Genomic DNA, 24,091 nt, shown 5'->3' with positions numbered 1-24,091 from the left:
CGAGGCTATCATTTTAAGTGTAAATATAGAGAAAAGGTGGTTTTTTTATGAAACAACGCATTGGAGCTTACTTAATTGACGCTATTCATCGAGCAGGCGTCGATAAAATTTTTGGTGTTCCTGGTGATTTTAATCTCGCTTTTCTAGACGATATTATCAGTAATCCCAATGTAGATTGGGTAGGAAATACAAATGAATTAAACGCAAGTTACGCAGCGGACGGTTATGCCCGTCTTAATGGACTCGCTGCATTAGTTACTACATTTGGTGTTGGCGAATTAAGTGCCGTCAACGGTATCGCAGGTTCGTATGCTGAACGCATACCTGTCATTGCGATTACAGGTGCGCCGACACGTGCTGTTGAACAAGCCGGTAAATATGTACATCACTCACTTGGTGAAGGTACATTTGACGACTACCGAAAAATGTTTGCACATATAACCGTTGCACAAGGTTATATCACACCTGAAAATGCAACAACCGAAATACCACGTTTAATTAATACAGCAATCGCCGAAAGACGCCCAGTTCATTTACATTTACCAATCGATGTCGCAATCTCTGAAATTGAAATACCGACACCATTCGAAGTAACAGCAGCCAAAGATACTGATGCGTCAACATATATAGAGTTATTAGCATCTAAATTGCATCAATCGAAGCAGCCTATCATCATTACTGGACATGAAATTAACAGTTTTCACCTCCATCAAGAATTAGAAGATTTTGTAAATCAAACACAGATACCAGTAGCACAACTTTCATTAGGAAAAGGTGCTTTTAATGAGGAAAATCCATATTATATGGGTATTTACGATGGGAAAATTGCCGAAGATAAAATACGAGATTATGTGGACAACAGCGATTTAATTTTAAATATTGGAGCCAAATTAACAGATTCAGCAACAGCAGGATTTTCATACCAATTCAATATCGATGATGTCGTTATGTTAAATCATCACAATATCAAAATTGATGATGTTACAAATGATGAAATATCTCTACCATCATTACTACAACAATTGACCGATATATCATATACGAATAACGCAGCGTTCCCTGCTTATCATCGTCCAACATCACCCGATTATACTGTTGGCACAGAGCCATTAACACAACAAACTTATTTTAAAATGATGCAAAATTTCTTAAAACCAAATGATGTCATTATTGCTGATCAAGGTACGTCATTCTTTGGTGCTTATGATTTAGCATTATACAAAAACAATACTTTTATAGGGCAACCGTTATGGGGTTCTATCGGCTATACATTACCTGCAACATTAGGTTCACAATTAGCAGACAAAGATCGTCGTAACTTATTATTAATTGGTGATGGCTCATTGCAACTAACTGTTCAAGCTATTTCAACTATGATTAGACAGCATATTAAACCGGTATTATTTGTGATTAATAATGACGGTTATACGGTAGAACGACTTATTCACGGCATGTATGAACCTTATAATGAAATTCACATGTGGGATTATAAAGCTTTACCAGCTGTATGTGGTGGTAAAAATGTTGAAATTCATGACGTTGAATCATCAAAAGATTTACAAGACACGTTTAATGCAATTAATGGTCATCCCGATGTGATGCATTTTGTCGAAGTCAAAATGTCTGTCGAAGATGCACCAAAGAAACTGATCGATATCGCTAAAGCTTTTTCGCAACAAAATAAATAATTTCATCTTATACAGGGTATAAGCTTTAACAGATACTTTATTAAACGAAAAGGACTCTGATATAAGATGATTAATTTTAATAAAACCGCTTTAGTGTTAATCGACCTGCAAGAAGGTATTCTTAAAATGGATTATGCCCCATACACTGCTGAAAATGTCGTTCAAAACGCTAATAAATTAATAGATGTTTTCAGAAAAAACAATGGTTTTATCGTATTCGTTCGTGTTAAATTCTATGATGGTAAAGATGCATTGAAACCAAATTCGATGGTATCATTACCACCAAAAGAATGCGACGACTACAGTCGTTTCCATCATTTATTAGACAAGAGAGATGGAGATTTTGTCATAGACAAACGACAATTTAGTGCATTTGTAGGAACGAATTTAGACTTACAGTTGAGACGTCGAGGAATTGATACGATTGTTCTTGGCGGTGTAGCAACACATGTTGGTGTAGATACGACAGCACGAGACGCCTATCAATTAAACTACGATCAGTATTTTGTTACTGACATGATGAGCGCTCAAAACGAAACGCTACATCAATTCCCAATAGATAATTTATTCCCTATAATGGGGCAAACAGTAACCACAAGCGACTTACTAAATATATTGAACTAAGCATACACTTACCCCCTTCGATCATATTGAAGGGGGTATCTTTATTTTACAAAGTATTAATACGTCGGGTTGTCTAACCTTCTATATTTAACATATTCTATATCTGTTAAACCGTTCTTAACCTACGCCCCTACTACATAAAAACAGTGTTTATTCCGGAATTTTCAAAAAATTTAGTATTTATTACAAAATTATGTATCACTTTAGGTTTAATTTTTGATATTATCTTAATTAAGTAGATTTTTATAAGTTCTAAAAAGGAGAACAAATACATATATGAAGAAGAAACTAACATTTAAAGAAAACATGTTTATAGGTTCTATGTTATTTGGATTATTCTTTGGTGCCGGCAATCTTATCTTCCCAATACACTTGGGTCAAGCTGCTGGTTCTAACGTTTTTATCGCTAACTTAGGATTTTTAATTACAGCAATTGGCTTACCATTTCTAGGTATCATTGCTATTGGCATTTCAAAGACATCTGGTTTATTTGAAATTGCATCGCGTGTTAATAAAACATATGCTTATATTTTCACGATTGCCTTATATCTAGTTATCGGACCATTTTTCGCCTTACCTAGACTGGCAACTACATCATTTGAAATTGCATTTTCGCCATTTTTATCACCAAAGCAAATCACTTTATATTTATTTATTTTTAGCTTCGTCTTCTTTGTGATTGCATGGTTTTTTGCGAGAAAGCCATCAAGAATTTTAGAATATATCGGTAAATTTTTAAATCCAGTATTCTTAGTATTATTAGCAATTATTTTATTATTTGCTTTTATCCATCCATTAGGTGGCATATCTGATGCACCTATTAGTAAACAATATCAATCAAACGCCTTATTTAACGGCTTTTTAGATGGATACAATACCTTAGATGCGCTAGCGTCATTGGCATTTGGTATCATCATTGTTGCAACGATTAAAAAGTTAGGTATCGAAAATCCAACTGATATCGCTAAAGAAACAATTAAGTCTGGTACTATCAGTATCATTATGATGGGGATCATTTATACCCTACTAGCAATCATGGGTACATTAAGTATTGGTCATTTCAAACTTAGTGAAAATGGTGGTATTGCCTTAGCGCAAATTACGCAATACTACTTAGGTAACTACGGTATCGTCTTGTTATCACTCATCGTTATGGTTGCTTGTTTAAAAACAGCTATCGGTTTAATTACGGCATTTTCAGAAACATTTGAACACCTTTTCCCTAAAATGAATTACCTAGCGATTGCAACAGTTGTGAGCTTTATCTCATTCTTATTCGCGAATGTTGGCTTAACTAAAATTATTATGTACTCAGTCCCAGTGTTAATGTTCTTATATCCATTAGCAATTGCCTTGATTGTACTAACATTATTTAGTAGCAAATTCCATCATTCAAAAATTATTTATCAATGTACCATTTTCTTTACAATGATTGCTGCATTAGTAGATGGATTAAAAGCTAGTCCAGAGTTCATTTCAAGCACATCATTCTCACAAACTTTGATTAATTTCAGCCAAAAATATTTACCATTATCAGACATTGGTATGGGCTGGGTTGTTCTCAGTTTGATTGGTTTCATTATCGGCTTCATTATTTATAAAATTAAGCATCGTAAAATTCCACAAGCATAATACTATGCCACAGTCATATGTTAAACATATGCTTGTGGCATTTTTTATTCATACTACATTAAACTGCACTCGTATACATACATATTAATGATTATCCACGAAAAATATTAGTACTTTCATTTTACGAACCACATTAATACATACACAACTTTATCTTTATATTATTAAATTTACATTTGACACTTATATTGAACAACTGTAATATATTAATATTAATTCTTTAAATTGTATAAATATAAAGGAGGGAGACCGATGAATTCAATCATTGAATTAACTGGTTATTATAGTTCTAATAATTATGCACCACTTAAGCTTGTAATTACTAAAGGTAAAGGTGTCAAAGTTTGGGATACTGATGGCAAACAATATATAGATTGCATTTCGGGTTTTTCAGTTGCAAACCAAGGCCATTGTCATCCAACAATTGTTAAAGCGATGACAGAACAAGCTTCAAAGTTGTCTATCATTTCACGTGTCCTTTATAGTGACAATCTCGGGAAATGGGAAGAAAAAATTTGTCATCTTGCTAAGAAAGACAAAGTACTCCCCCTTAACTCTGGTACTGAAGCTGTTGAAGCAGCCATTAAAATTGCTAGAAAATGGGGCTCTGAAGTTAAAGGCATTACTGACGGACAAGTTGAAATCATCGCTATGAATAACAATTTTCACGGTCGTACACTTGGCTCATTATCACTATCTAACCACGACGCATATAAAGCAGGATTTCACCCCCTACTTCAAGGCACTACAACAGTAGATTTTGGAGACATTGAACAATTAACACAAGCTATTTCACCGAATACAGCAGCAATTATTTTGGAACCAATTCAAGGTGAAGGTGGCGTTAATATACCACCGAAAGGATATATTCAAGCTGTGCGTCAACTATGTGATAAACATCAAATATTATTGATTGCAGATGAAATTCAAGTTGGTCTTGGTAGAACTGGGAAATGGTTTGCTATGGAATGGGAGCAAGTTGTTCCAGACATTTATATTTTAGGTAAGGCATTGGGTGGCGGCTTATACCCTGTATCTGCTGTACTTGCAAATAATGATGTCATGCGTGTTCTAACACCAGGTACACATGGTTCAACATTTGGTGGTAACCCTTTAGCCATTGCAATATCGACGGCAGCGCTTGATGTACTTAAAGATGAACAACTGGTTGAACGATCAGAACGCTTAGGTTCATTTTTATTAAAAGCGTTGCTACAACTTAAACATCCTAGTATTAAAGAAATTAGAGGCCGTGGTTTATTTATAGGCATAGAGCTTAACACAGATGCTGCACCTTTTGTGGATCAACTGATTCAACGTGGAATCTTATGCAAAGACACGCATCGTACTATCATTCGATTGTCACCACCTCTAGTCATTGATAAAGAGGAAATCAATCAAATTGTTGCAGCTTTTCAAGACGTTTTTAAAAATTAACAATTAATCATTTATATATGATATAGGAGGGATTCATGATGATTAAAGTAGGTATCGTTGGCGGTAGCGGTTATGGCGCAATTGAATTAATTCGATTATTACAAACACATCCTCATGTAACGATTGCACACATCTACTCACATTCAAAAGTAGATGAACCGTTGAAATTAACATTTCCACATTTACAACATATTATGCAACATTTCGAAGCACTTACAGTGGACAATAATGACTGTGATGTAATTTTCTTTGCGACACCAGCACCCGTAAGTAAAACATGTATCCCTCCCTTAGTAGAAAAAGGTATTCATGTTATCGATTTATCTGGCGCATTTAGAATTAAGAATCGTGAAATATATGAAGCATATTACAAAGAAACTGCTGCAGCACAAGTTGATTTGGATCATGCTATTTACAGCATTTCAGAATGGCAATCTTTAGATAACAATGGAACGAAACTCATTTCTAACCCTGGCTGTTTCCCTACAGCAACGTTATTAGCATTACATCCACTTATTAGCGAAAAAATTATAGATTTGTCATCTATTATTATTGATGCTAAGACCGGCGTGTCAGGTGCTGGACGTTCATTATCACAACGTGTTCATTTTTCAGAAATGAATGAAAATCTAAGCGCTTATGCAATCGGAAACCATAAACATAAACCGGAAATCGAGCAATATTTATCTATCATTGCGGGTCAAGATGTATCAGTCATATTTACACCACATCTAGTACCAATGACACGAGGTATTTTATCAACAATATATGTCAAATTATCATCTGAATATACGACTGAATCATTACATAAATTAATGACCTCTTATTATGCTAATCAGCCATTTGTCAGAATTAGAGATATTGGGACTTTTCCAACCACAAAAGAAGTACTCGGTAGTAACTACTGCGATATCGGTATCTATGTAGATGAAACAACGCAAACAGCAATTTTAGTATCAGTGATTGATAACCTTGTCAAAGGGGCAAGTGGTCAAGCCATTCAAAACTTAAATATATTATATGATTTTGAAGTTACGACTGGCCTAAAACAATCACCAGTTTATCCATAAGGGGTGTTAGAATGAAACATCAAGAAACGACATCACAACAATATAACTTTTCAATTATTAAACATGGCGATATCAGTACACCTCAAGGCTTCACGGCCGGTGGTATGCACATCGGTTTACGCGCTAACAAAAAAGACTTTGGCTGGATTTACTCATCGTCTTTAGCAAGTTCAGCTGCCGTATATACTTTAAACCAATTTAAAGCTGCACCACTTATTGTCACTGAAGACACTTTACAAAAGTCTAAAGGGAAATTACAAGCACTTGTTGTTAATTCAGCTAATGCAAATTCTTGCACAGGTCAGCAAGGTATCGATGATGCACAACAAACTCAAACATGGGTTGCTCAACAACTTCAAATACCATCTGAGCATGTTGCTGTTGCTTCAACTGGGGTCATTGGAGAATATTTGCCAATGGATAAAATTAAAACTGGTACAGAACATATTAATGATGCTAATTTTACAACACCAGGTGCGTTTAACGAGGCAATTTTAACAACTGATACATGTACAAAGCATATCGCTGTATCACTAAATATTGATGGTAAAACCATTACAATTGGTGGCAGTGCTAAAGGATCAGGTATGATTCACCCAAATATGGCTACCATGCTTGCTTTTATAACAACCGATGCATCAATTGAATCGAATACACTTCATCAATTATTAAAATCTTCGACTGACCATACATTTAATATGATTACTGTTGATGGCGATACAAGTACAAATGACATGGTATTAGTCATGGCAAATCAGCAAGTTGAACACCAAATACTTAATCAAGACCATCCACAATGGGAAATATTTGTTGATGCATTCAATTTTGTCTGTACATTTTTAGCTAAAGCTATAGCCAGAGATGGCGAAGGCGCAACAAAGTTAATCAGTGTCAATGTTTCAGGCGCTAAATCAATATCAGACGCAAGAAAAATCGGTAAAACTATCGTAAGTTCAAATCTAGTAAAATCAGCCATTTTTGGCGAAGATGCCAATTTTGGTCGAATCATTACAGCTATAGGCTACAGCGGATGTGAAATTGATCCTAACTGCACATATGTTCAACTGAACCAAATACCTGTCGTGGATAAAGGTATGGCTGTACTATTTGATGAGCAAGCTATGTCGAATACATTAACTCATGAAAATGTCACAATTGACGTTCAGCTTGGTTTAGGTAACGCTGTAGCGACTGCATACGGTTGTGATTTATCCTATGATTATGTGCGTATTAACGCATCATATCGAACATAAGGTGGTGTTGGTTAGATGAAATTTATTGTCATTAAAATTGGTGGCAGTACACTAAGTGACATGCATCCATCAATTATTAACAACATTAAGTATTTACGATCAAACAACATCTACCCCATTATCGTTCATGGCGGTGGCCCATTTATTAATGAAGCATTATCATACCAGCAAATCGAGCCACACTTTGTTAATGGCCTAAGAGTGACTGATAAAGCAACCATGACTATTACTAAACACACGCTCATTGCAGACGTTAACACTGCATTAGTAGCTCAATTTAACCAGCGCCAATGTTCTGCAATAGGCTTATGTGGTTTGGATGCTCAATTATTTGAAATTAAACGTTTTGATCAACAATATGGATATGTCGGGGTTCCAACCACTTTAAATATAGACTCATTGTCTTATTTATGTACTAAATTTATACCTATCATCAATTCGATTGGTTTCAATAACCATGATGGAGAATTTTACAACATAAATGCAGACACACTCGCCTATTTTATTGCAGCATCATTAGAAGCACCCATTTATGTACTAAGTAATATTGCTGGCGTGCTAATCAACGATGTTGTTATACCTCAACTACCCTTAGCTGATATTAATCAGTATATTGAGCATGGTGATATTTATGGAGGTATGATTCCCAAAGTGCTTGATGCTAAAAATGCTATTGAAAATGGCTGTCCTAAAGTTATCATTGCATCAGGAAACAAGCCAAATATTATCGAAGCTATTTACAATAATGATTTTGTTGGGACAACAATACTTAATTCATAACTATGAAATTAAGGCCTAACAAGTTTTGACACGCGATGATTCCAGTTCGTTTATCCATTGCGCTGAAACATTTATTTACCGTTCATCTCGTTAATAATTTTGAATACAATATGATACAATATGAGATGTAAAAAACTAATAACCTTTTACAAATTTGTTTATCAAAATATTTTAAGTTTTGCAAAGCTTTTTATTGTGATTATTTTCACAAAATACTATAATGAGGATAGTAAATAGAGAGGAGTCCTTAAGTTGACGAAACGACAAATGGGTATATTCATTTATGCTGGAATTATCGGTGGCTTGTTATCTGGAATTGTAAAATTAGGTTGGGAGGTCATGTTTCCACCTCGTACACCAGAACGAAATGCAACAAACCCACCTCAAGAGTTATTGCAACAATTAGGATTTAGTAGTGAGTTTACGCATCAAACATATACATTTTCAAATATGGAATTGCCTTGGGTAAGCTTTATTGTCCACTTTAGTTTTTCTATCGTCATTGCAATTATTTACTGCATATTAGTTAAAAAATACGCTTACTTAGCAATGGGACAAGGTGCTGTTTTTGGTATTGTAATATGGGTGTTATTCCACCTTATCATTATGCCGATTATGCATACTGTACCTGCTGTGTGGGATCAACCATTCCAAGAGCACATATCAGAATTATTTGGACATGTCGTCTGGATGATGACTATTGAATTAGTACGACAACATTTTGTCTATCGCTATAAATTAAATTAATTCATATAAACATCGTAACGTGAGTTTTAAATCATCGTTTGAGTATGATGATTGATACTCACGTTATTTTATTAACTGACATGATATGATTCCAGCCAACTTACGTGAGCATTAAAGTCTCAAATGCGTCGTAACAAGCCATTATTTTTGGCAATTTCAATATTGCTCAGTATATTTTCACCTTATCACTTACTTTAATCTCGTCATGATTTTGAATGATGCCATCGTGTATTCACCTTTCATTTTTCCAATAAAAAAACATCTAACAGTAAACATTTAGGCAGCATAGTTTAAAATCACTGCGCAATGATACTGTTAGACGCCATGTTAACTACTTAATAGCTGGAATACCGATAATTTTTTATAACTCCAAGGAGCCTCTCCTAAGAAACATACCTGTACCATAAACTGATCAAAAATAAATTGTTTGAACTTCACTTCACGTGATTGATAAAAGTGTGATTGTGTCATATCATAAATGTCCAATCCTTTGATTAAACCTTCACCAATCAATTTTGTAAAACTTTCTTTTTGTGTCCATATTTGATAAAAATCATTTAAACTACATATTTGATGTGCTTCGTTTGTAGAGAAACACGTCACTAATGTACGCCAGTCTAAACGTTGTGATATCTTTTCGATATCAATACCAACTGGTTCTTTATCGACAACACACACGATATAAGGATAACTATATGATAAGCTCACATAGATGGGCTGTCCATCACGATTGTGTTGAACTATATCTGCCTTACCTCGTGGCGAAATGTGATAATGCCATTCATGTGGTAATAACCCTGTGTCATGTTGAATTCCATATTGCACTAAAATATCTCCCAATCTGTGCATGAGTTTATCTTGATTGTATCTATAGTTGACTGTACGCGGTTTTTTATATGACCAACGACTTTGTGATATTAATTCTTCAATACTTTTCAAGTTACTCTGTAATTGCATTACAAATACTGTCATAACTTTCCCTACTTACTTATTGAATATTGTTTTGATATATTGCGCCCAATGATACAGCCAATTGTTAGTTATCGTTGGCCATTTTTCACTGATGTGATTCATTATTTTTAATGTTAATTTTGTATCTATCATTGCTAGTTGTTGTTCACGGTCAACACTAGTTAATCCAATCGTTTCGTACATGTCTTGTTTCTGTAAAATTTCATTAAATGATTCATCGCTGACGAGTTCAATTTCTTTGCGCTTAACGCATTCTAACAAAGATTTCACCGGCATTTTATTAGGTGATAGCACATGGTAAATGATTTGTGGTGTGTTGACCTGTGCTAATGCGACAATTTGTCTGGCAGTCGTATCCACAAAAGAAAAATCTACAGGCATTTCAGCGAGGCTAACCCCGATACAATTCAGTTGTAACAAATCATTCATTACCATTGAAAAACGGTTAGTCTTTATATTTCTCATATGCCATCTCCCATTGTAAGGACTCGTCAAATTACCAACACGTACAATCCGACCATCTAAGCCATTATTTACAGCTTCTAATACTTTTAATTCACTATAAAATTTACTCCGTGTATATGGTGATGTTAGTAGTTGTCCTTTATAGACATCCGCTTCTGAAAATGTCACATCTTCTGTGTCTATATCAAAATAAGTTCCCACACTTATCGTAGACACATATATTAACCTTGCATGATGTTGTAGTGCCAAACGTATGACATCAACAGTACCTTGAACATTTACTTTTTCAAATTCATCATCATCACCAAAATGATCTGTACGAGCACCTGCATGAATAATCGTATCCATGTTTTCTGGTAAAACAACATCATCCATACACTCAAAATCACCAACAATGACTTCAATGTTTGATAACATCATTTCAACCGTCTCTTCTGAAAAATAATCATTTAAATTCGTCATCAACTTATACCATGCTATTTCCTCATTATCAGCACGTACGAAACAATAAATGCGATGACTGTATCCTTGTAGTGCTTCAATCAGATAAGCACCTAAAAACCCTGTAGCACCAGTCAATAGTGTATTTCCTAGAGGTCGATGACTTAGACTATCCTCTAAAATACCCAAATTATAACGAGTCATAACTATGTTTTGTAATTCCGAAAGATTATCCGGTAATGCAACTAATGATTGTTGATTTTGGTGCATATAATTAACAATCTGTCGCACGGTTTTATATTGATATAATGTCTGCATTGAAATATGATGGCCAAATCGTTTTAAATGCGAGACAACTAACATCGCCTCTAATGAGTTACCACCAAGTTCAAAGAAATCATCGTCAACACCGACATCATTTTGTTTCAATACCTCTCCGAATACATCAACAAATGTCTGCTCAATTTCATTAGATGGTTCGCTATACACTTTATTAGACTGTTGTATAGGTGATGGATTTGGCAAACGCGTAGTATCCACCTTGTCATTCGCGGTTAATGGCATACAATCGATATGCATTATAGTCTTAGGAATCATATACTTAGGCAGATGATCATTTAAATATTGCTTCAAATCCTGCTCCACTCGTTGCTCTCCGACATAATAAGCATTCAATATATCATGCGTATCAAAGTGACTTACTGTGACAACACAATCAGATATACCACGAATAGCTAATATTGCATTTTCAATTTCATCAAGTTCAATACGGTACCCGTTAACTTTCACTTGTTTATCTATTCTTCCTAAAAATTCAATTTGACCATCAGATGTATAACGTGCTAAATCACCACTATGATACAACTTTCCTTTACCAAATGGATTATTTTGCCATTTATCAGCCATTAATTCTGGACGGTTAATATATCCTATCGCTAAACTATCACCTGCAATACACAACTCGCCTGGCATACCAATACCGCATAACAAACCATCTGACATAATATACACTTGGATGTTAGATAAGGGTTTGCCAATTGGAATCGTCTCAGGTATCAAATCACCACATTGATGTGACCAATACGATGTGATGACTGTTGACTCAGATGGTCCATAGGCATTGAAATACCTGCCACAATGCTTCTCAATATATTTAACAAAGGATGCCGTACTAGTTGCCCCGCCTGTAATCAATTTTTCAATATAAAAGTCTTCCATAACACTACACATCTGTAATGGAATCGATGCCACCGTAACACGATGCTTATTAATGAGTTGTTGTAACTGTGCTGGATTAACACGTTCCTCTCTATCTGGAATCACAAGCGTATGACCATTTAACAAACAACAATAAATCTCCATAACTGATGCATCAAAAACAATATTTGCATGTTGCAAAAATACTTCATTGTCGCCTAATTGCAATTCAGTTGACCATGCATGCACTAAATTCAACAAATTTCGTTGTCGTATGGCAACCCCTTTAGGCATCCCAGTCGTACCAGATGTGTAAATAGCATACATCTCATTATCTAACATCGCTGTGTTTTCAAGTTGATCGCCATGTAAATCATCATATTGATCATTTTCCTTTGATTCAACAAAACCTTTAGCATTTTCCAATTGAATGACTGGTAATGTCGTTTCAATTTCAATGCCGTAAGACATGACTGCAGTTACTTTAGCATCCTCCAAAATTGCGCCTTGTCGCTTTTTCGGAAAATCAATATCGATAGGTATATAAGATGCACCTACTTTAACTGTCGCCAACATCGCCGCAATCATTTCAAAACTACGTTCTGTAAACAAGGCAACCCGTTGACCATTGCCCACACCATTTGATAGGAGTATGTGCGCAATGGCATCCACATAGTTGCGTAATGTTTCATATGTCATTGTCAAATCATTCATGACTAGCGCAACATGATTACCTTGTCGTGAGACAACTTCATTAAAGTAACTTATGATAGATTTATTTCCCGGGACATTAAGCATTCGATCGTTAACATGCGTATTGACCCAATTTAGAAGTTCCTCCGTGCCATTTGGTATATCGCAAATTTGTAGTGTATCTTGATGCTTCAAAATATAATCAATCATAATCATACATTGATTACCCATGTGACGAACTGTTTCTGAGTGATATAAATCGGTATTATACTCGATATTGATTGTATAGTCATCGCGATCTTCTTCAATGATGAAAGATAAATCAAATTTCGCCGTCACCGATTTGGGTTGAATATGTGTTAATTTACTATGCCCAAAATGAGCATGATTCGTTTCATTGTTTTGTAGTACTAACATGACATCAAATAATGGATTCCGTGAGGCATCATGTGATTGATCTAAGTCATTTACTAAACATTCGAATGGGTATTCTTGATGCTCGTATGCCCCCAAACTCATTTCCTTAACCTCTTGTAAAAACTGTGTCCACATTTTATCAGGTGACGGTTGCCCTCTATATACCAACGTATTAGCAAACATGCCTAGCATTTGCTCCGCGCCTTTATGCATACGCGCACTCATTACACTACCGACAACAACATCATCTTTTCGAGCATATCTGCTTAACAACGTCATGACCACACTCATAAAGAACATAAAATCAGTAATTTGATGCTTTTCTACATATTTTTGAAGTAGCTGTCTCGTTTGTTGATTCATTATAAATGACATCATTGCTCCATTTGTCGTTTTAATATTTGGTCTAACATAGTCTGTCGGTAAGCTTAAGATAGGTACTTCATCTTTGAATTGAGATAACCAATATTGTCTATGTTTCGTCATATCACGATGCGACATCCACTCACTATAGTCTTTATATTGCAATTTAAGTGGTAACAATAATTTATGTTGATAAAGTGCGTTAAGATCATTCATTAATTGTATATTGCTCATACCATCATTAATGATATGATGTGTATCTATAAACAGGTATGCATGTAATGGACTTCTAATGTATCTCACTCTAATTTGACTTGGCTTTTCCAAATTAAAAGGTGCTACAAATTGGCGCATGATTTCTTGTTCATCCGTAAAATGCGTGATAACTTCTTCAAAGTCAGCTACAACATCTGCCACAATACGTTGTCGAACCTCATCATCTACAACAATATATTGTGTTCGTAGAATCTCATGTCGCTCTATCAAATGTTGAACTGCTTGTCGCAATTGAGCTACATTAAGTTCTGATGATAACCGCCATAAAAAAGGTACGTTATACACCGTATCTTTATGGTTTGATTTCCATAATAAATACATACGCTTTTGTGCAGAGCTCAACACATAATCATCTTTAACTATAGCTTCAGGAATCACTTCATAGTTTTGTTCTTGAACCTTAGCAATTGCTTGTGCTAGTTCAAATACAGTTGGCTTTTGTAATAAATCACCAATTTGTAATCGTTTCCCAGTAGATGCCTCTATCCGATTCACCACTAACGTTGCTTTTAATGAATGGCCACCTAATTCAAAGAAATTATCATGAATACCTACTTGATTCACATGTAAAATATCTGCAAAAATTTGACATAGCAAGTGTTCGGTATCTGTACTCGGTGCTACATAGGCATCCGTATCGACATAGTCCATGATAGGCAATGCCTTCTTATCTAATTTCCCATTAATAGTAATAGGAATTTGCTCAATATGCATAAAATTAACTGGTATCATGTACTCCGGTAAGGTCATACGTAATTGTGATTTAATCTTATTATGTGATAATGTATGCATCGCTTCATAATAAGCAACGATATACTGATCTTGATCATGATTTTGAACAATAACAACAGCTTTATTAATACCTTGTATACGCTCGAGCGCATGCTCAACCTCTGACAACTCAATCCTAAACCCTCGAATCTTAACTTGTTTGTCCTTTCGATATAAATAATCTATGTTGCCATCGGGTAACAGACGAACGATATCACCACTTCTATACATCAGCTGATTTATATTTGAATCTTTGATAAATTTATCTGCTGTCAATTCTGGCTGATTTAAATAACCTGCAGCTAACCCAAAGCCACTTGTACATAATTCTCCAGGAATACCAACGCCACAGCGACGCTCGCCTTGCATGATATAAACATGAGTACCAAGAATCGGTTTACCAATAGGAATACAATTTGGAACTTTGTTAGGTATATTATACGTCGTTGTAAATGTTGTATTTTCAGTTGGTCCATAACCATTAATAATTTGAGGATGCTTCGGTCTTTGATTAAGCAAATCTACCCACTTAGCATTCAATACTTCTCCACCAATTAATAAATACTTTAACGGTACCAATACTTCTATTCGTTCACTAGCAATCTGATTAAATAATGAGGAGGTTAACCACATAGTATTAACGTCATTTTCATTGATTAATTGTTCTAACACTATTGGATTTAATAATTGTTCTTTTTTAGCAACAATCAGTTTTCCACCATTGAGCAATGCACCATATATTTCAAATGTAGCAGCATCAAAGGCTATAGTTCCTGATAACAAAATCGTCGTCTCTTCATTTAATGGTACATAATGATTTTGATGGACCAAGCGAACAATACCTCGGTGCGGAATTAGTGTCCCTTTAGGGTTACCAGTTGTCCCCGACGTGTAAATAACATACGCATGATCTTCTAACGTGTTACATTCAGAAAGATTGTCAATATTTTTCCACGCTATCTTGTTCAAATCAATGTGATTAATATTTTGTTTACTATTTTCATATAAAGCTTGGTACGTTATTACAACTTTAGGCGTTGCATCTTTTAAAATGTACGCCTGACGATCACTTGGATAGTTCGGATCAATTGGCACGTAAGCCCCACCAGCTTTCAACACACCTATCATCGCTATTATCATCTCAATACTTTTTTCAGCTATGACAGCGACACGATCCTTAGGTTCAACACCGTACTGGTTTCTCAAACGGTGTGCTAAATCATTCGCGCGTGCATTCAATGTTTGATATGTTATAAACACTCCGTCAAATTGCACAGCGACATGATTCGGCGTTGCTTCAACTTGTTGCTCAAATAAGGTAACAACTGTTTGCGCATCATCTATCTCAGGCAAACTTAAATTGATATCGTCATATAATTGAATATCACGTTCTGTCATCAAATTAAGTTCATCTACAGTTGTTCGTTTATTTCCATTTTCTTCAGTAATTTGCAAATAAATATTACGAACTAAGTCACTCAGCGTCTCGATTGAGAGCAAATCATATGCTGCACTGTTATATATAATTTTGAACCCGTGTTGATGTGGAAAAATTTCAATATCCGCTAAAGATGTATGTGCATCATGTATTTGATGTACATCCTCAATAACATCATTACAACAAGGCATCATTTGATGATAACAATGAAAAATAGTCTCTAATGAAAGCGAAGACTTCGCGCACTGTAATTGCGACATATTTTGCAACACACTTTTATTAAAATCTGTTGTAAAACGTTGACATACATCTTTTGCATCGATTGTTAACGTTAATGGCACAATATTTCCGTGTAAATCATTTGGTAAATGTGATGGTACATGTATACCTAATGTGACATCATGTTGTTGACTCATTATATGGTTAGCTAAATACACACTAACAGCCAACGATGCCATATCTATTGATGTCATATCATCAATCAAATACGTTTGATATAAAGCTTGCTCAAATGGATGCTTAATTGGTAAATAACTATCAATATGGATGTCAGAGTTATTCTCTAACCGAAAGTAGTTTGAGTCTAATGCTATATGCGATGCATCTTGATTGTCTTTATCATCATTTCTATTTAAATGTGCATGCTGTCGAGTATTGTTAATTACAGTATTGCCACGATATACATTGCATAAATCATCAAGAAAAATATCAATTTGACTACCATCGAAAATGGACACATGAAAATCTAATAGTATATATGCAGCATCAGCGAACTGAAACAATTTAAATTTGAATAAAGGTGAATCATTAAAATGGTAAGTACTTAATTCTTGCTTAAAAAAAGCCTCTAAATCATAGTTTGCGGAAGAAGATGGAATTTGTTTTATCTCAATAAAAGGCAGAAATTCATGAAGTATCATTGTTAAATTGTCATCGGTAGTAACATCAAAAAAATGTCTTATAGATGCATGTTGTTGCACAATTGTCGATAATGCATACATCATTTTAGTAGCTTCAACATTTTTAGCGAGTTTAACCCAATACGCATTACGGTGTGTCGTTGATTCTGTATTATTTTTGTATATACGAAAATATTCCTGTTGAAATCTCAAATTACCCATAATCATAAAAAGTCCTTCTTTCATATCATAATACTCATTACTTACTGAAATTGCATGATGATATGATAACCGACGAAATGTTAATTAACTCGTTATGTAATGATTAATATAAAACACCATTCGCAACATATAAGCGATATATTCTACCCTAAAATACATCTTGTATCATCGTTACAATTGGTATATTTTTCAATGTAAATTACATACATATTCGATAAATAGCACACTACAACTCGTTAATCACTTTCTCTTGTTCATATCTTATTGCAAATTCAATATTGTTGTTACAAAATATCCATGAAGCAAGTTTATATTAAACAAACAACTCGCATAAAACAATTGTTATCCTTAAATTTTAACAAATTCTTAATAAATTTATCTCTATTTTAATCACGACCAAATTAATGGGTTTTCAATACAAAGAGACTTGTTAAATAAATGTTTCAGCAAATTCAATCTATGCTTACTTTCTTTCGTCCTCTAAATACACCTATAACAAGTAACAAAGCACCCATTACTAACAAGATAAACATACACAACCCCATTTGTAAGGAGGTTAAGAACACACCCAAGACAATCCCTAACCTCGCTAATGTTTCCGACATATGAATACCTAATGCATGAAAAGCACTATATGTCCCTCTTTTATCTTCTGGAATAATTTTAAAGCGTTGCTCTTCAAATATAGGCGAATAAACGATTTCACCTATAGTAGCAATCATCATGAATAAGATGAGCAAGCTAAATTGATTGAGATACGTGATTCCACTATAACCGACAATATAAAATAGTAAACCGAACACTAAAGCTATTTTAAAATCTATTTTTAATACAACTTTTGAAATAAAATACGTGAGTACAATGACACCAACAGTATTGGTCATGAGTAAAATTGCTAACATCTTTGCCCCTGTAATATCATAAGGACCTATGCTCATGGTCTCAAATTGATCTTTTAATCTAATTGCAATATACGAAGATGTTGAGAATTCACCCATCATTAAAATACTGAATCCTGAAATCATTAACATATAGTTTCGATCTTTTAAAACTAATTTATAACTACGCAACACTTTCAAAATATGAAATTGTTGATAAAAAGGCGTTTGCGCATTAGCAACAGTTCGTACTGATTGATTTTGGTCTTCTGGCAACCAAATATATAAAATCACCAGTACAATTAAAAAAATACATGCCGCGACTAAGAAAAGTATCAACATACTATGACCATAGATTAATCCACCTAACAAAGCTCCGATAGCAACCGATAAGTTCGTAATCCAATAACTCATTTTGTAAATGTAATGTTCAACATCTTCCGTTATTGCATCCATAATTAATGTATCCATAACTGGAAATTGCAAGCCCCAAACGATAGTGAATATAGCGTATGCAATGCAAAAGCAGATGATTTGCCATAGCTGGTTAGAGCTAAATATGCCCATTAACACTAACATAACAACCATCGTCAACTGATAAATCAGCACGAGAGCCTTTTTTGGAAATATTTCGATAATATAGCCAGAAATAATAGATAACGGAAACTTCAAAATCACTAAGACAACAAGATATATACCAACGATAGATTGATTTAACATATCAGTTAAATATAATGCTATAAATGGGATAAACGCTGTCGTAATAATCAATTGTAAAAAATTACTAATTAATCGTACTTTCAATGTTGTACTTAATCGCTTCATTGATGTCTACACCTCACTCGACATGTATAACAAGCTCAATATTTATGGACTCCTGATTTTTCACGTATTTTCACAAAAATTGTACATTTCACTCAAGACATACTCGTTCAACTTCTTAATACTTATTTAATTTATGACTATATAGCAGTAGTTGATGCGGGGGCCCCAACATAGAGAAATTGGAACAACAATTTCTACAGGCAATGCAAGTTGGGGTGGGCCCCAACATAGAAGCTGGCGGAAAGTCAGCTTACAATAATGTGCAAGTTGGCGGGGCCCCAACACAGAAGCTGGCGGAAAGTCAGCTTACAATAATGTGCAAGTTGGGGTGGGACGACGAAATAAATTTTACGAAAATATCATTTCTGTCCCACTCCCAAGAACCACTACATAATAAATCATTTGTGGCTCTTTATCATTTCTGTCCCACTCTCTAATTATATATTATTCCAGATGATTGAAATTTATCAATAATTGCGTAAGTGAACACATATGTGCCCGAACGTTGTATTATAATTCAGGCACTAAATTTTATATGCGTAATCGCAGTAAAAAACTACTACCATCTATAAAACGGTAGTAGTTTTCGACGAATAGAATTATGCACCATCTTAATTCAGTTAGCTATTCAACTCTGCTTCGAGTTTACCTAAATGTCTTAATGTTGGTGTCAATGCTGCGAAGAAGAATCCTTCTTTTAACTTGCGAACTTGTGGTGAATATGGTGTATATGCTCTTGAGCCACCATTGACAACAGAAGCTTGATTCACATCTAGCAATAAATAGCCGATGTCCTTCTTCAATGATATTAATTCATTTAAATGTGAAGTTAAGTTACCGTCATCTAATATTGCATAATATTCCTCTCTAAGTTGATGATAACGTTTTTTAAAAGCTTCAACATCATACTCTAAATATTGATTTATTCCGTTTTGCGCATTTGAAAATGCATCAATTAACTCTAAAGAACTTTTAATTGAGCCTAATCCTATTGGAATTTGGTAAGCAATAAATTGCGGGCGAATAGTTGCCGCAAACTGCTTCGCATCATGCGTGATAATTTGTGATTGTGGCACTACGACTTGATTCAAAGTAATTTGATACGTTGCTGAGCCGTTTACCCCTAAAAAATTTGTTTTTTCAACAAGGGTGATACCATCTTGATTGGCACGTAGAATGAACATGACAAATTCATCTGATGATTCATGCTTCGAAATCGCACCAAAATAATGGTCTTCTTGAATATTACTTACTGCTGGCATACGTCCACTGACAACCAATTGTCCATCAACATAAGTGTGTTCAAGATTCAACTTTTCTAAATCATTAAATGACTTCATCGGATTAGACAACCCAGTAGCACCTAATATTTCACCAGATAACAATTGTTGTTGTAAGTCTTTATTTAAATGTGGCTGCGCGGCATTTTCTAAATACGTTGAAAAAGCCAATTGGCACCATAAACAAAATCCTGTTGTCAAACAAGACTGCGATACAGCTTCGATTACTTCAGCATTTTTTCTCAGTGTCGCTTCACCAAAATAGCCATCTACAAATAATTGTTGGATAAATGATCTCGGATAATACGTCCCTTCATCAACTTCTACTAAATGAGGATCTAATTGTTCTTTGATAAGCGTTTCTAAAGTCATCTTCATCTCTCCTTATTCACCAAATCTTCTAAGTATAAACTGCTCAATATAACTAATGAATCGATCAATAATAAAACCAAATAATCCGATAAAGAATATTGCTGCTAAAACATCTTCTAAGTTCAACATATTTCGTGCATCAACGATTAAAAAACCTAATCCCGATTGTGCACCAATCATTTCACCAGAAACTAAAAATATCCAACTTGTTCCTACCGCCATATGTATCCCAGCCATGATTTGTTTAAATGCCCCCGGAAATAATATATTGCGATACAATGACCACCCAGTTAAATATAAATTTGCCGCTATTTTTAAATATTGAGGTTCAATGTCTCTAACGCCTTTAATGGTATTGAACACAATTGGGAAAAAAGCAGCGATAAAAATAATCGCAATCGCTGGCAAACTACCAATACCAAACCATAGAACAACAAATGGTGCCCAAGCTATCGGAGATATCGGCCTAATCAATTGAAATAGCGGTTCGATAGCGTTGTATAACCAACGATTCCTTCCAAGCAAGAAGCCCAATGGAATAGCAACCACCAATGCGACAACAAAGCCCGCTACAAATCTCCATAAACTAATTGCTAAATGTTGGAAAATTTCTCCAGTAACAATGAAAGTCCATATGCTTTTTCCTACAAGAGCAGGACCAGGTAACAATACAGGTTGGTAATGCCCAATAATAATGACCATTTCCCAAATGCCTAAGAAAATAATAAATGTGATAATAGGTAATATAATTTTATTAATTGTGAGACGTGTCATGAACGTGATGCCTCCTTATACAATGACGGTTCAACAAAGTCATTGTATAAGGAGGATTAAACAAATGATGTTGTTTTACCAATGTCGTAATTTCTTGATAGCCGGATGGCTTAATTGTTAAATCACCATAGGATGTCCATGCCGCTGACTGTGTTAAAACGTCACGACTTTGTTTAAAATGATGCGTCATAATGTCTACACTTTGCTTGCGATCATTCATTTTAAAGCCAGACTTTTTATAATCTTGTACAAATGCTTGCGCTACATCCTTGTGTTGATCAAGCAATTCGCCTCTCAGTACTAGCACACAGCAATACGCATCAGGTATAACGTCATCACCATGTTTCAAAGTCTTACCTTTGCCTAACTTTTCGCCCAGTGCACCGAATGGTTCGGCTACAGAATACCCTGTAATTCTGTGTTCACTTAATGCGGCTGGCATCTCCGCTGGCGACATTTCATGATAGCTGAAATGACCCGGTTCAATTTTCAATTGTTTACGTAATTCCTCAAGTAAAAGATAATGTGTTGAATAACGATGTGGTATACCAAAACGGTAATCATCGCCATTATTATTAAATTCATTTAAGTGCATACCTTTTTGTCCCATAATGACATTGCCTTCATGATGACCCAATGCCACAGCCTTTATATTCGAGCCCTTCTGCCTTGATTTCATCGCGAGCTCTATCAAGGTAGATGCACCATCAATACGACCACTGTTTAATGCGTCCATTAAATCTGGCCAATTATTGAATTTAACTAATTCTAATTTATATTTCGGATGATTGTGTTGTGATAATAATTTTTTAGTCATCATCAAATTAGCTGAATGTGTAATCGGCAAATATCCAATTTTAATCACTTGCTGCTGTTGGGCATTTTTAGACGGTTCTTTAGACGTCCTTTGCCAATCACATCCTGTAATTATAAAGATTCCAATGATGACGATTATGCTTAACCTTTTCATCGTCACTCACTCCTTATAAATAATATTCAGGTTCAACTTGATGATGATTCAATGCAAATGTTTCCATAATATCATTACGAATTTTAAGTAGGTGGCTATCATTGCGACTGCGTGGATGTGATGCTGTAATATCATATTGCGAAATAATATTGCATCCTTCTCCTAATAGAACAATGCGGTCGGAAAGATAAATAGCTTCATCAATATCGTGAGTGACTAAGATAATAGTTGATTCCGTTTTGTGTTTTAGTTGCACTAGTTGATCTTGAAGTTTATAGCGTGTAAACGCATCTAATGCACCTAATGGCTCATCCATCAATATAACGTTAGGCTTATGCACATGCGCTCGACATAATGCTACACGTTGTTTCATACCTCCGGACAGTTGCTCGGGAAAATGCTTTCCTCTGCCTTCTAAATCAACTAATTTAAGCTGTGCGTTAATCTCTTCATCACTAATTTTCTGTTGGAATCCAATCCTAATGTTGTCATTAATCGTTTTCCATGGCAGCAGATTATGATGTTGAAATAGCATTAAACAATCTGGAGACGGCTGTTGTTTAATTTCGTTATCAATAATGACACGACCAGATGATGGATGAATAAATCCACCGATAATATTGAGTAAAGTAGACTTCCCGCAACCACTTTTTCCTATAAAAGTGACTATTTCTCCCTTACTAATGTCCAAATTAAAGTTATGAATTACTTTATGCAATCCAAAGTGATGTTGTAATTGTTGTATTTTAATCATGACAAGCCCCCTTTTAATCCCTACTATTTTAATAAGAATTAAATGTATATCTAAAGGGCTATGCCAAACACAGCCCTTAAATCGTGAATTGTTATATCTATAGATGATTATGGTTTGGTGCGAGCGCTCTTATAACATAAGCGTTATTCAATTAACGACGTTATATTAATTTCAGCTCTACAAAATTTAATAAAATGATTGTTTTAGCCAATAATTGCATATAGTTCATTAGTTTCGCCATATCAACTACTTACATTTATAGCATTGAGCTATTCTAATTAACTGCCATCTAAAACCACGCCAAACCTATATACATATATCTCATCAACTTGTTGTCTTATTAAAGTTTTTCGATGCCATCAATCGGTGTATCAACTGCTTTGCGCGCGCGACGTACCGCTTCTTCATCAGGTGCGTTGTATAAACAAATACATTTAGACATATCTTCACATACATATGTGCGTTTAAATTCAACTTCCGGTACTTCTTCATAATGAATAGAATTTTTCTTTTTACGTGCTAAATACTGATCCATCGTAATACCTTCAGGAATGTTCCAAGTTACAAGGTAATCAACATGTGCATCACCATTTTTAACTTCATCTAAATCTTTACCAACTAAGCGTACTTCTTTGACTAATTGAATACTAATACCTGCTTTTGTTAAAAATTGTTTAGCTTCTGCTTCGTCATTTGCTTCCACAATAAAATAACCATGAGTTAAATTTTCAGTAGCTTGTACTTCAATTAATGTTGGAATTGTCTTCGTAGATAGTGATGCTGCCTTTGCTTCTAGTTCTTCTTTCGTTGATGCAAAATCAAGATTGTTAGCTTCTAATAAAAATAATGTCAT

Annotated in this window: 15 protein-coding genes and 1 pseudogene; 8 read left to right on the top strand and 8 right to left on the bottom strand. The window is 34.7% G+C overall.

Going from position 1 to position 24,091, the window contains the following annotated elements:
* Window positions 1-47 precede the first annotated feature (47 nt).
* The 8 genes from JV528_RS12945 (at window position 48) to JV528_RS12910 (ending at window position 9,231) form a co-directional block, all read left to right on the top strand.
* Entirely contained in the window at window positions 48-1,688 is a 1,641-nt protein-coding gene (locus JV528_RS12945; protein WP_204177451.1) for an alpha-keto acid decarboxylase family protein, read from the top strand.
* A gap of 66 nt (window positions 1,689-1,754) precedes the next feature.
* Complete coding sequence (locus JV528_RS12940; protein ID WP_014532541.1) at window positions 1,755-2,312, top strand: isochorismatase family protein; 558 nt, start codon at window positions 1,755-1,757, stop codon at window positions 2,310-2,312.
* Between the two features lie 276 nt (window positions 2,313-2,588).
* Window positions 2,589-3,944: a branched-chain amino acid transport system II carrier protein BrnQ1 gene (brnQ1, locus tag JV528_RS12935; RefSeq protein ID WP_000728178.1), complete on the top strand. Its 1,356-nt coding sequence runs from the start codon at window positions 2,589-2,591 to the stop codon at window positions 3,942-3,944.
* Between the two features lie 252 nt (window positions 3,945-4,196).
* A complete protein-coding gene (rocD, locus tag JV528_RS12930) occupies window positions 4,197-5,381 on the top strand; it encodes an ornithine--oxo-acid transaminase (protein WP_204177450.1) in 1,185 nt (394 codons plus the stop codon).
* A gap of 38 nt (window positions 5,382-5,419) precedes the next feature.
* Window positions 5,420-6,451: an N-acetyl-gamma-glutamyl-phosphate reductase gene (argC, locus tag JV528_RS12925; RefSeq protein WP_069993944.1), complete on the top strand. Its 1,032-nt coding sequence runs from the start codon at window positions 5,420-5,422 to the stop codon at window positions 6,449-6,451.
* A gap of 11 nt (window positions 6,452-6,462) precedes the next feature.
* Window positions 6,463-7,704, top strand: coding sequence for a bifunctional glutamate N-acetyltransferase/amino-acid acetyltransferase ArgJ (gene argJ, locus JV528_RS12920; protein WP_000682616.1), 1,242 nt, complete (start codon window positions 6,463-6,465; stop codon window positions 7,702-7,704).
* Window positions 7,705-7,719: 15 nt separating this feature from the next.
* On the top strand, window positions 7,720-8,484 hold the full coding sequence (gene argB, locus JV528_RS12915; RefSeq protein WP_000668901.1) for an acetylglutamate kinase: 765 nt from the start codon (window positions 7,720-7,722) through the stop codon (window positions 8,482-8,484).
* A 267-nt stretch (window positions 8,485-8,751) separates the two neighbouring features.
* Complete coding sequence (locus JV528_RS12910) at window positions 8,752-9,231, top strand: YagU family protein (RefSeq protein ID WP_001803646.1); 480 nt, start codon at window positions 8,752-8,754, stop codon at window positions 9,229-9,231.
* Between the two features lie 327 nt (window positions 9,232-9,558).
* Here JV528_RS12910 and ausB read toward each other — a convergent pair whose 3' ends face one another.
* The 8 genes and pseudogenes from ausB to JV528_RS12870 form a co-directional block, all read right to left on the bottom strand.
* Window positions 9,559-10,203: an aureusimine biosynthesis 4'-phosphopantetheinyl transferase AusB gene (ausB, locus tag JV528_RS12905; protein ID WP_000215723.1), complete on the bottom strand. Its 645-nt coding sequence runs from the start codon at window positions 10,201-10,203 to the stop codon at window positions 9,559-9,561.
* Between the two features lie 12 nt (window positions 10,204-10,215).
* On the bottom strand, window positions 10,216-17,391 hold the full coding sequence (gene ausA, locus JV528_RS12900; RefSeq protein ID WP_204177454.1) for an aureusimine non-ribosomal peptide synthetase AusA: 7,176 nt from the start codon (window positions 17,389-17,391) through the stop codon (window positions 10,216-10,218).
* Window positions 17,392-17,837: 446 nt separating this feature from the next.
* Entirely contained in the window at window positions 17,838-19,088 is a 1,251-nt protein-coding gene (locus JV528_RS12895) for an MDR family MFS transporter (RefSeq protein ID WP_000826843.1), read from the bottom strand.
* 620 nt (window positions 19,089-19,708) lie between these two features.
* Window positions 19,709-20,740: an acyl-CoA/acyl-ACP dehydrogenase gene (locus tag JV528_RS12890; protein WP_000171637.1), complete on the bottom strand. Its 1,032-nt coding sequence runs from the start codon at window positions 20,738-20,740 to the stop codon at window positions 19,709-19,711.
* 12 nt (window positions 20,741-20,752) lie between these two features.
* Window positions 20,753-21,514: an ABC transporter permease gene (locus tag JV528_RS12885; RefSeq protein ID WP_000197558.1), complete on the bottom strand. Its 762-nt coding sequence runs from the start codon at window positions 21,512-21,514 to the stop codon at window positions 20,753-20,755.
* Window positions 21,511-22,484 (bottom strand): annotated as a pseudogene (locus JV528_RS12880) (ABC transporter substrate-binding protein). Before JV528_RS12880 ends, JV528_RS12885 begins: the two are co-directional and overlap by 4 nt.
* Before the next feature lie 13 nt (window positions 22,485-22,497).
* Window positions 22,498-23,238, bottom strand: coding sequence for an ABC transporter ATP-binding protein (locus JV528_RS12875; RefSeq protein ID WP_000590836.1), 741 nt, complete (start codon window positions 23,236-23,238; stop codon window positions 22,498-22,500).
* A 340-nt stretch (window positions 23,239-23,578) separates the two neighbouring features.
* Window positions 23,579-24,091 (bottom strand): DUF4242 domain-containing protein, encoded by a 513-nt coding sequence (locus JV528_RS12870; RefSeq protein ID WP_000171924.1) that lies wholly within the window; start codon window positions 24,089-24,091, stop codon window positions 23,579-23,581.

Source organism: Staphylococcus sp. GDB20D11A, from assembly GCF_016893255.1.
Lineage (GTDB): Bacteria > Bacillota > Bacilli > Staphylococcales > Staphylococcaceae > Staphylococcus > Staphylococcus aureus.
The sequence above is the reverse complement of the archived record's forward strand: the minus strand, read 5'-3'. Positions and strand labels throughout refer to the sequence as shown.

Coding starts and splice junctions, on each gene's coding strand:
- JV528_RS12945 (WP_204177451.1), top strand. CDS start 48: ATGAAACAACGCATTGGAGCTTACTTAATTGACGCTATTCATCGAGCA.
- argB (WP_000668901.1), top strand. CDS start 7,720: ATGAAATTTATTGTCATTAAAATTGGTGGCAGTACACTAAGTGACATG.
- JV528_RS12895 (WP_000826843.1), bottom strand. CDS start 19,088: ATGAAGCGATTAAGTACAACATTGAAAGTACGATTAATTAGTAATTTT.
- JV528_RS12890 (WP_000171637.1), bottom strand. CDS start 20,740: ATGACTTTAGAAACGCTTATCAAAGAACAATTAGATCCTCATTTAGTA.
- JV528_RS12875 (WP_000590836.1), bottom strand. CDS start 23,238: ATGATTAAAATACAACAATTACAACATCACTTTGGATTGCATAAAGTA.
- argC (WP_069993944.1), top strand. CDS start 5,420: ATGATTAAAGTAGGTATCGTTGGCGGTAGCGGTTATGGCGCAATTGAA.
- ausA (WP_204177454.1), bottom strand. CDS start 17,391: ATGATTATGGGTAATTTGAGATTTCAACAGGAATATTTTCGTATATAC.
- rocD (WP_204177450.1), top strand. CDS start 4,197: ATGAATTCAATCATTGAATTAACTGGTTATTATAGTTCTAATAATTAT.
- ausB (WP_000215723.1), bottom strand. CDS start 10,203: ATGACAGTATTTGTAATGCAATTACAGAGTAACTTGAAAAGTATTGAA.
- brnQ1 (WP_000728178.1), top strand. CDS start 2,589: ATGAAGAAGAAACTAACATTTAAAGAAAACATGTTTATAGGTTCTATG.
- JV528_RS12940 (WP_014532541.1), top strand. CDS start 1,755: ATGATTAATTTTAATAAAACCGCTTTAGTGTTAATCGACCTGCAAGAA.
- JV528_RS12910 (WP_001803646.1), top strand. CDS start 8,752: ATGGGTATATTCATTTATGCTGGAATTATCGGTGGCTTGTTATCTGGA.
- argJ (WP_000682616.1), top strand. CDS start 6,463: ATGAAACATCAAGAAACGACATCACAACAATATAACTTTTCAATTATT.
- JV528_RS12885 (WP_000197558.1), bottom strand. CDS start 21,514: ATGACACGTCTCACAATTAATAAAATTATATTACCTATTATCACATTT.
- JV528_RS12870 (WP_000171924.1), bottom strand. CDS start 24,091: ATGACATTATTTTTATTAGAAGCTAACAATCTTGATTTTGCATCAACG.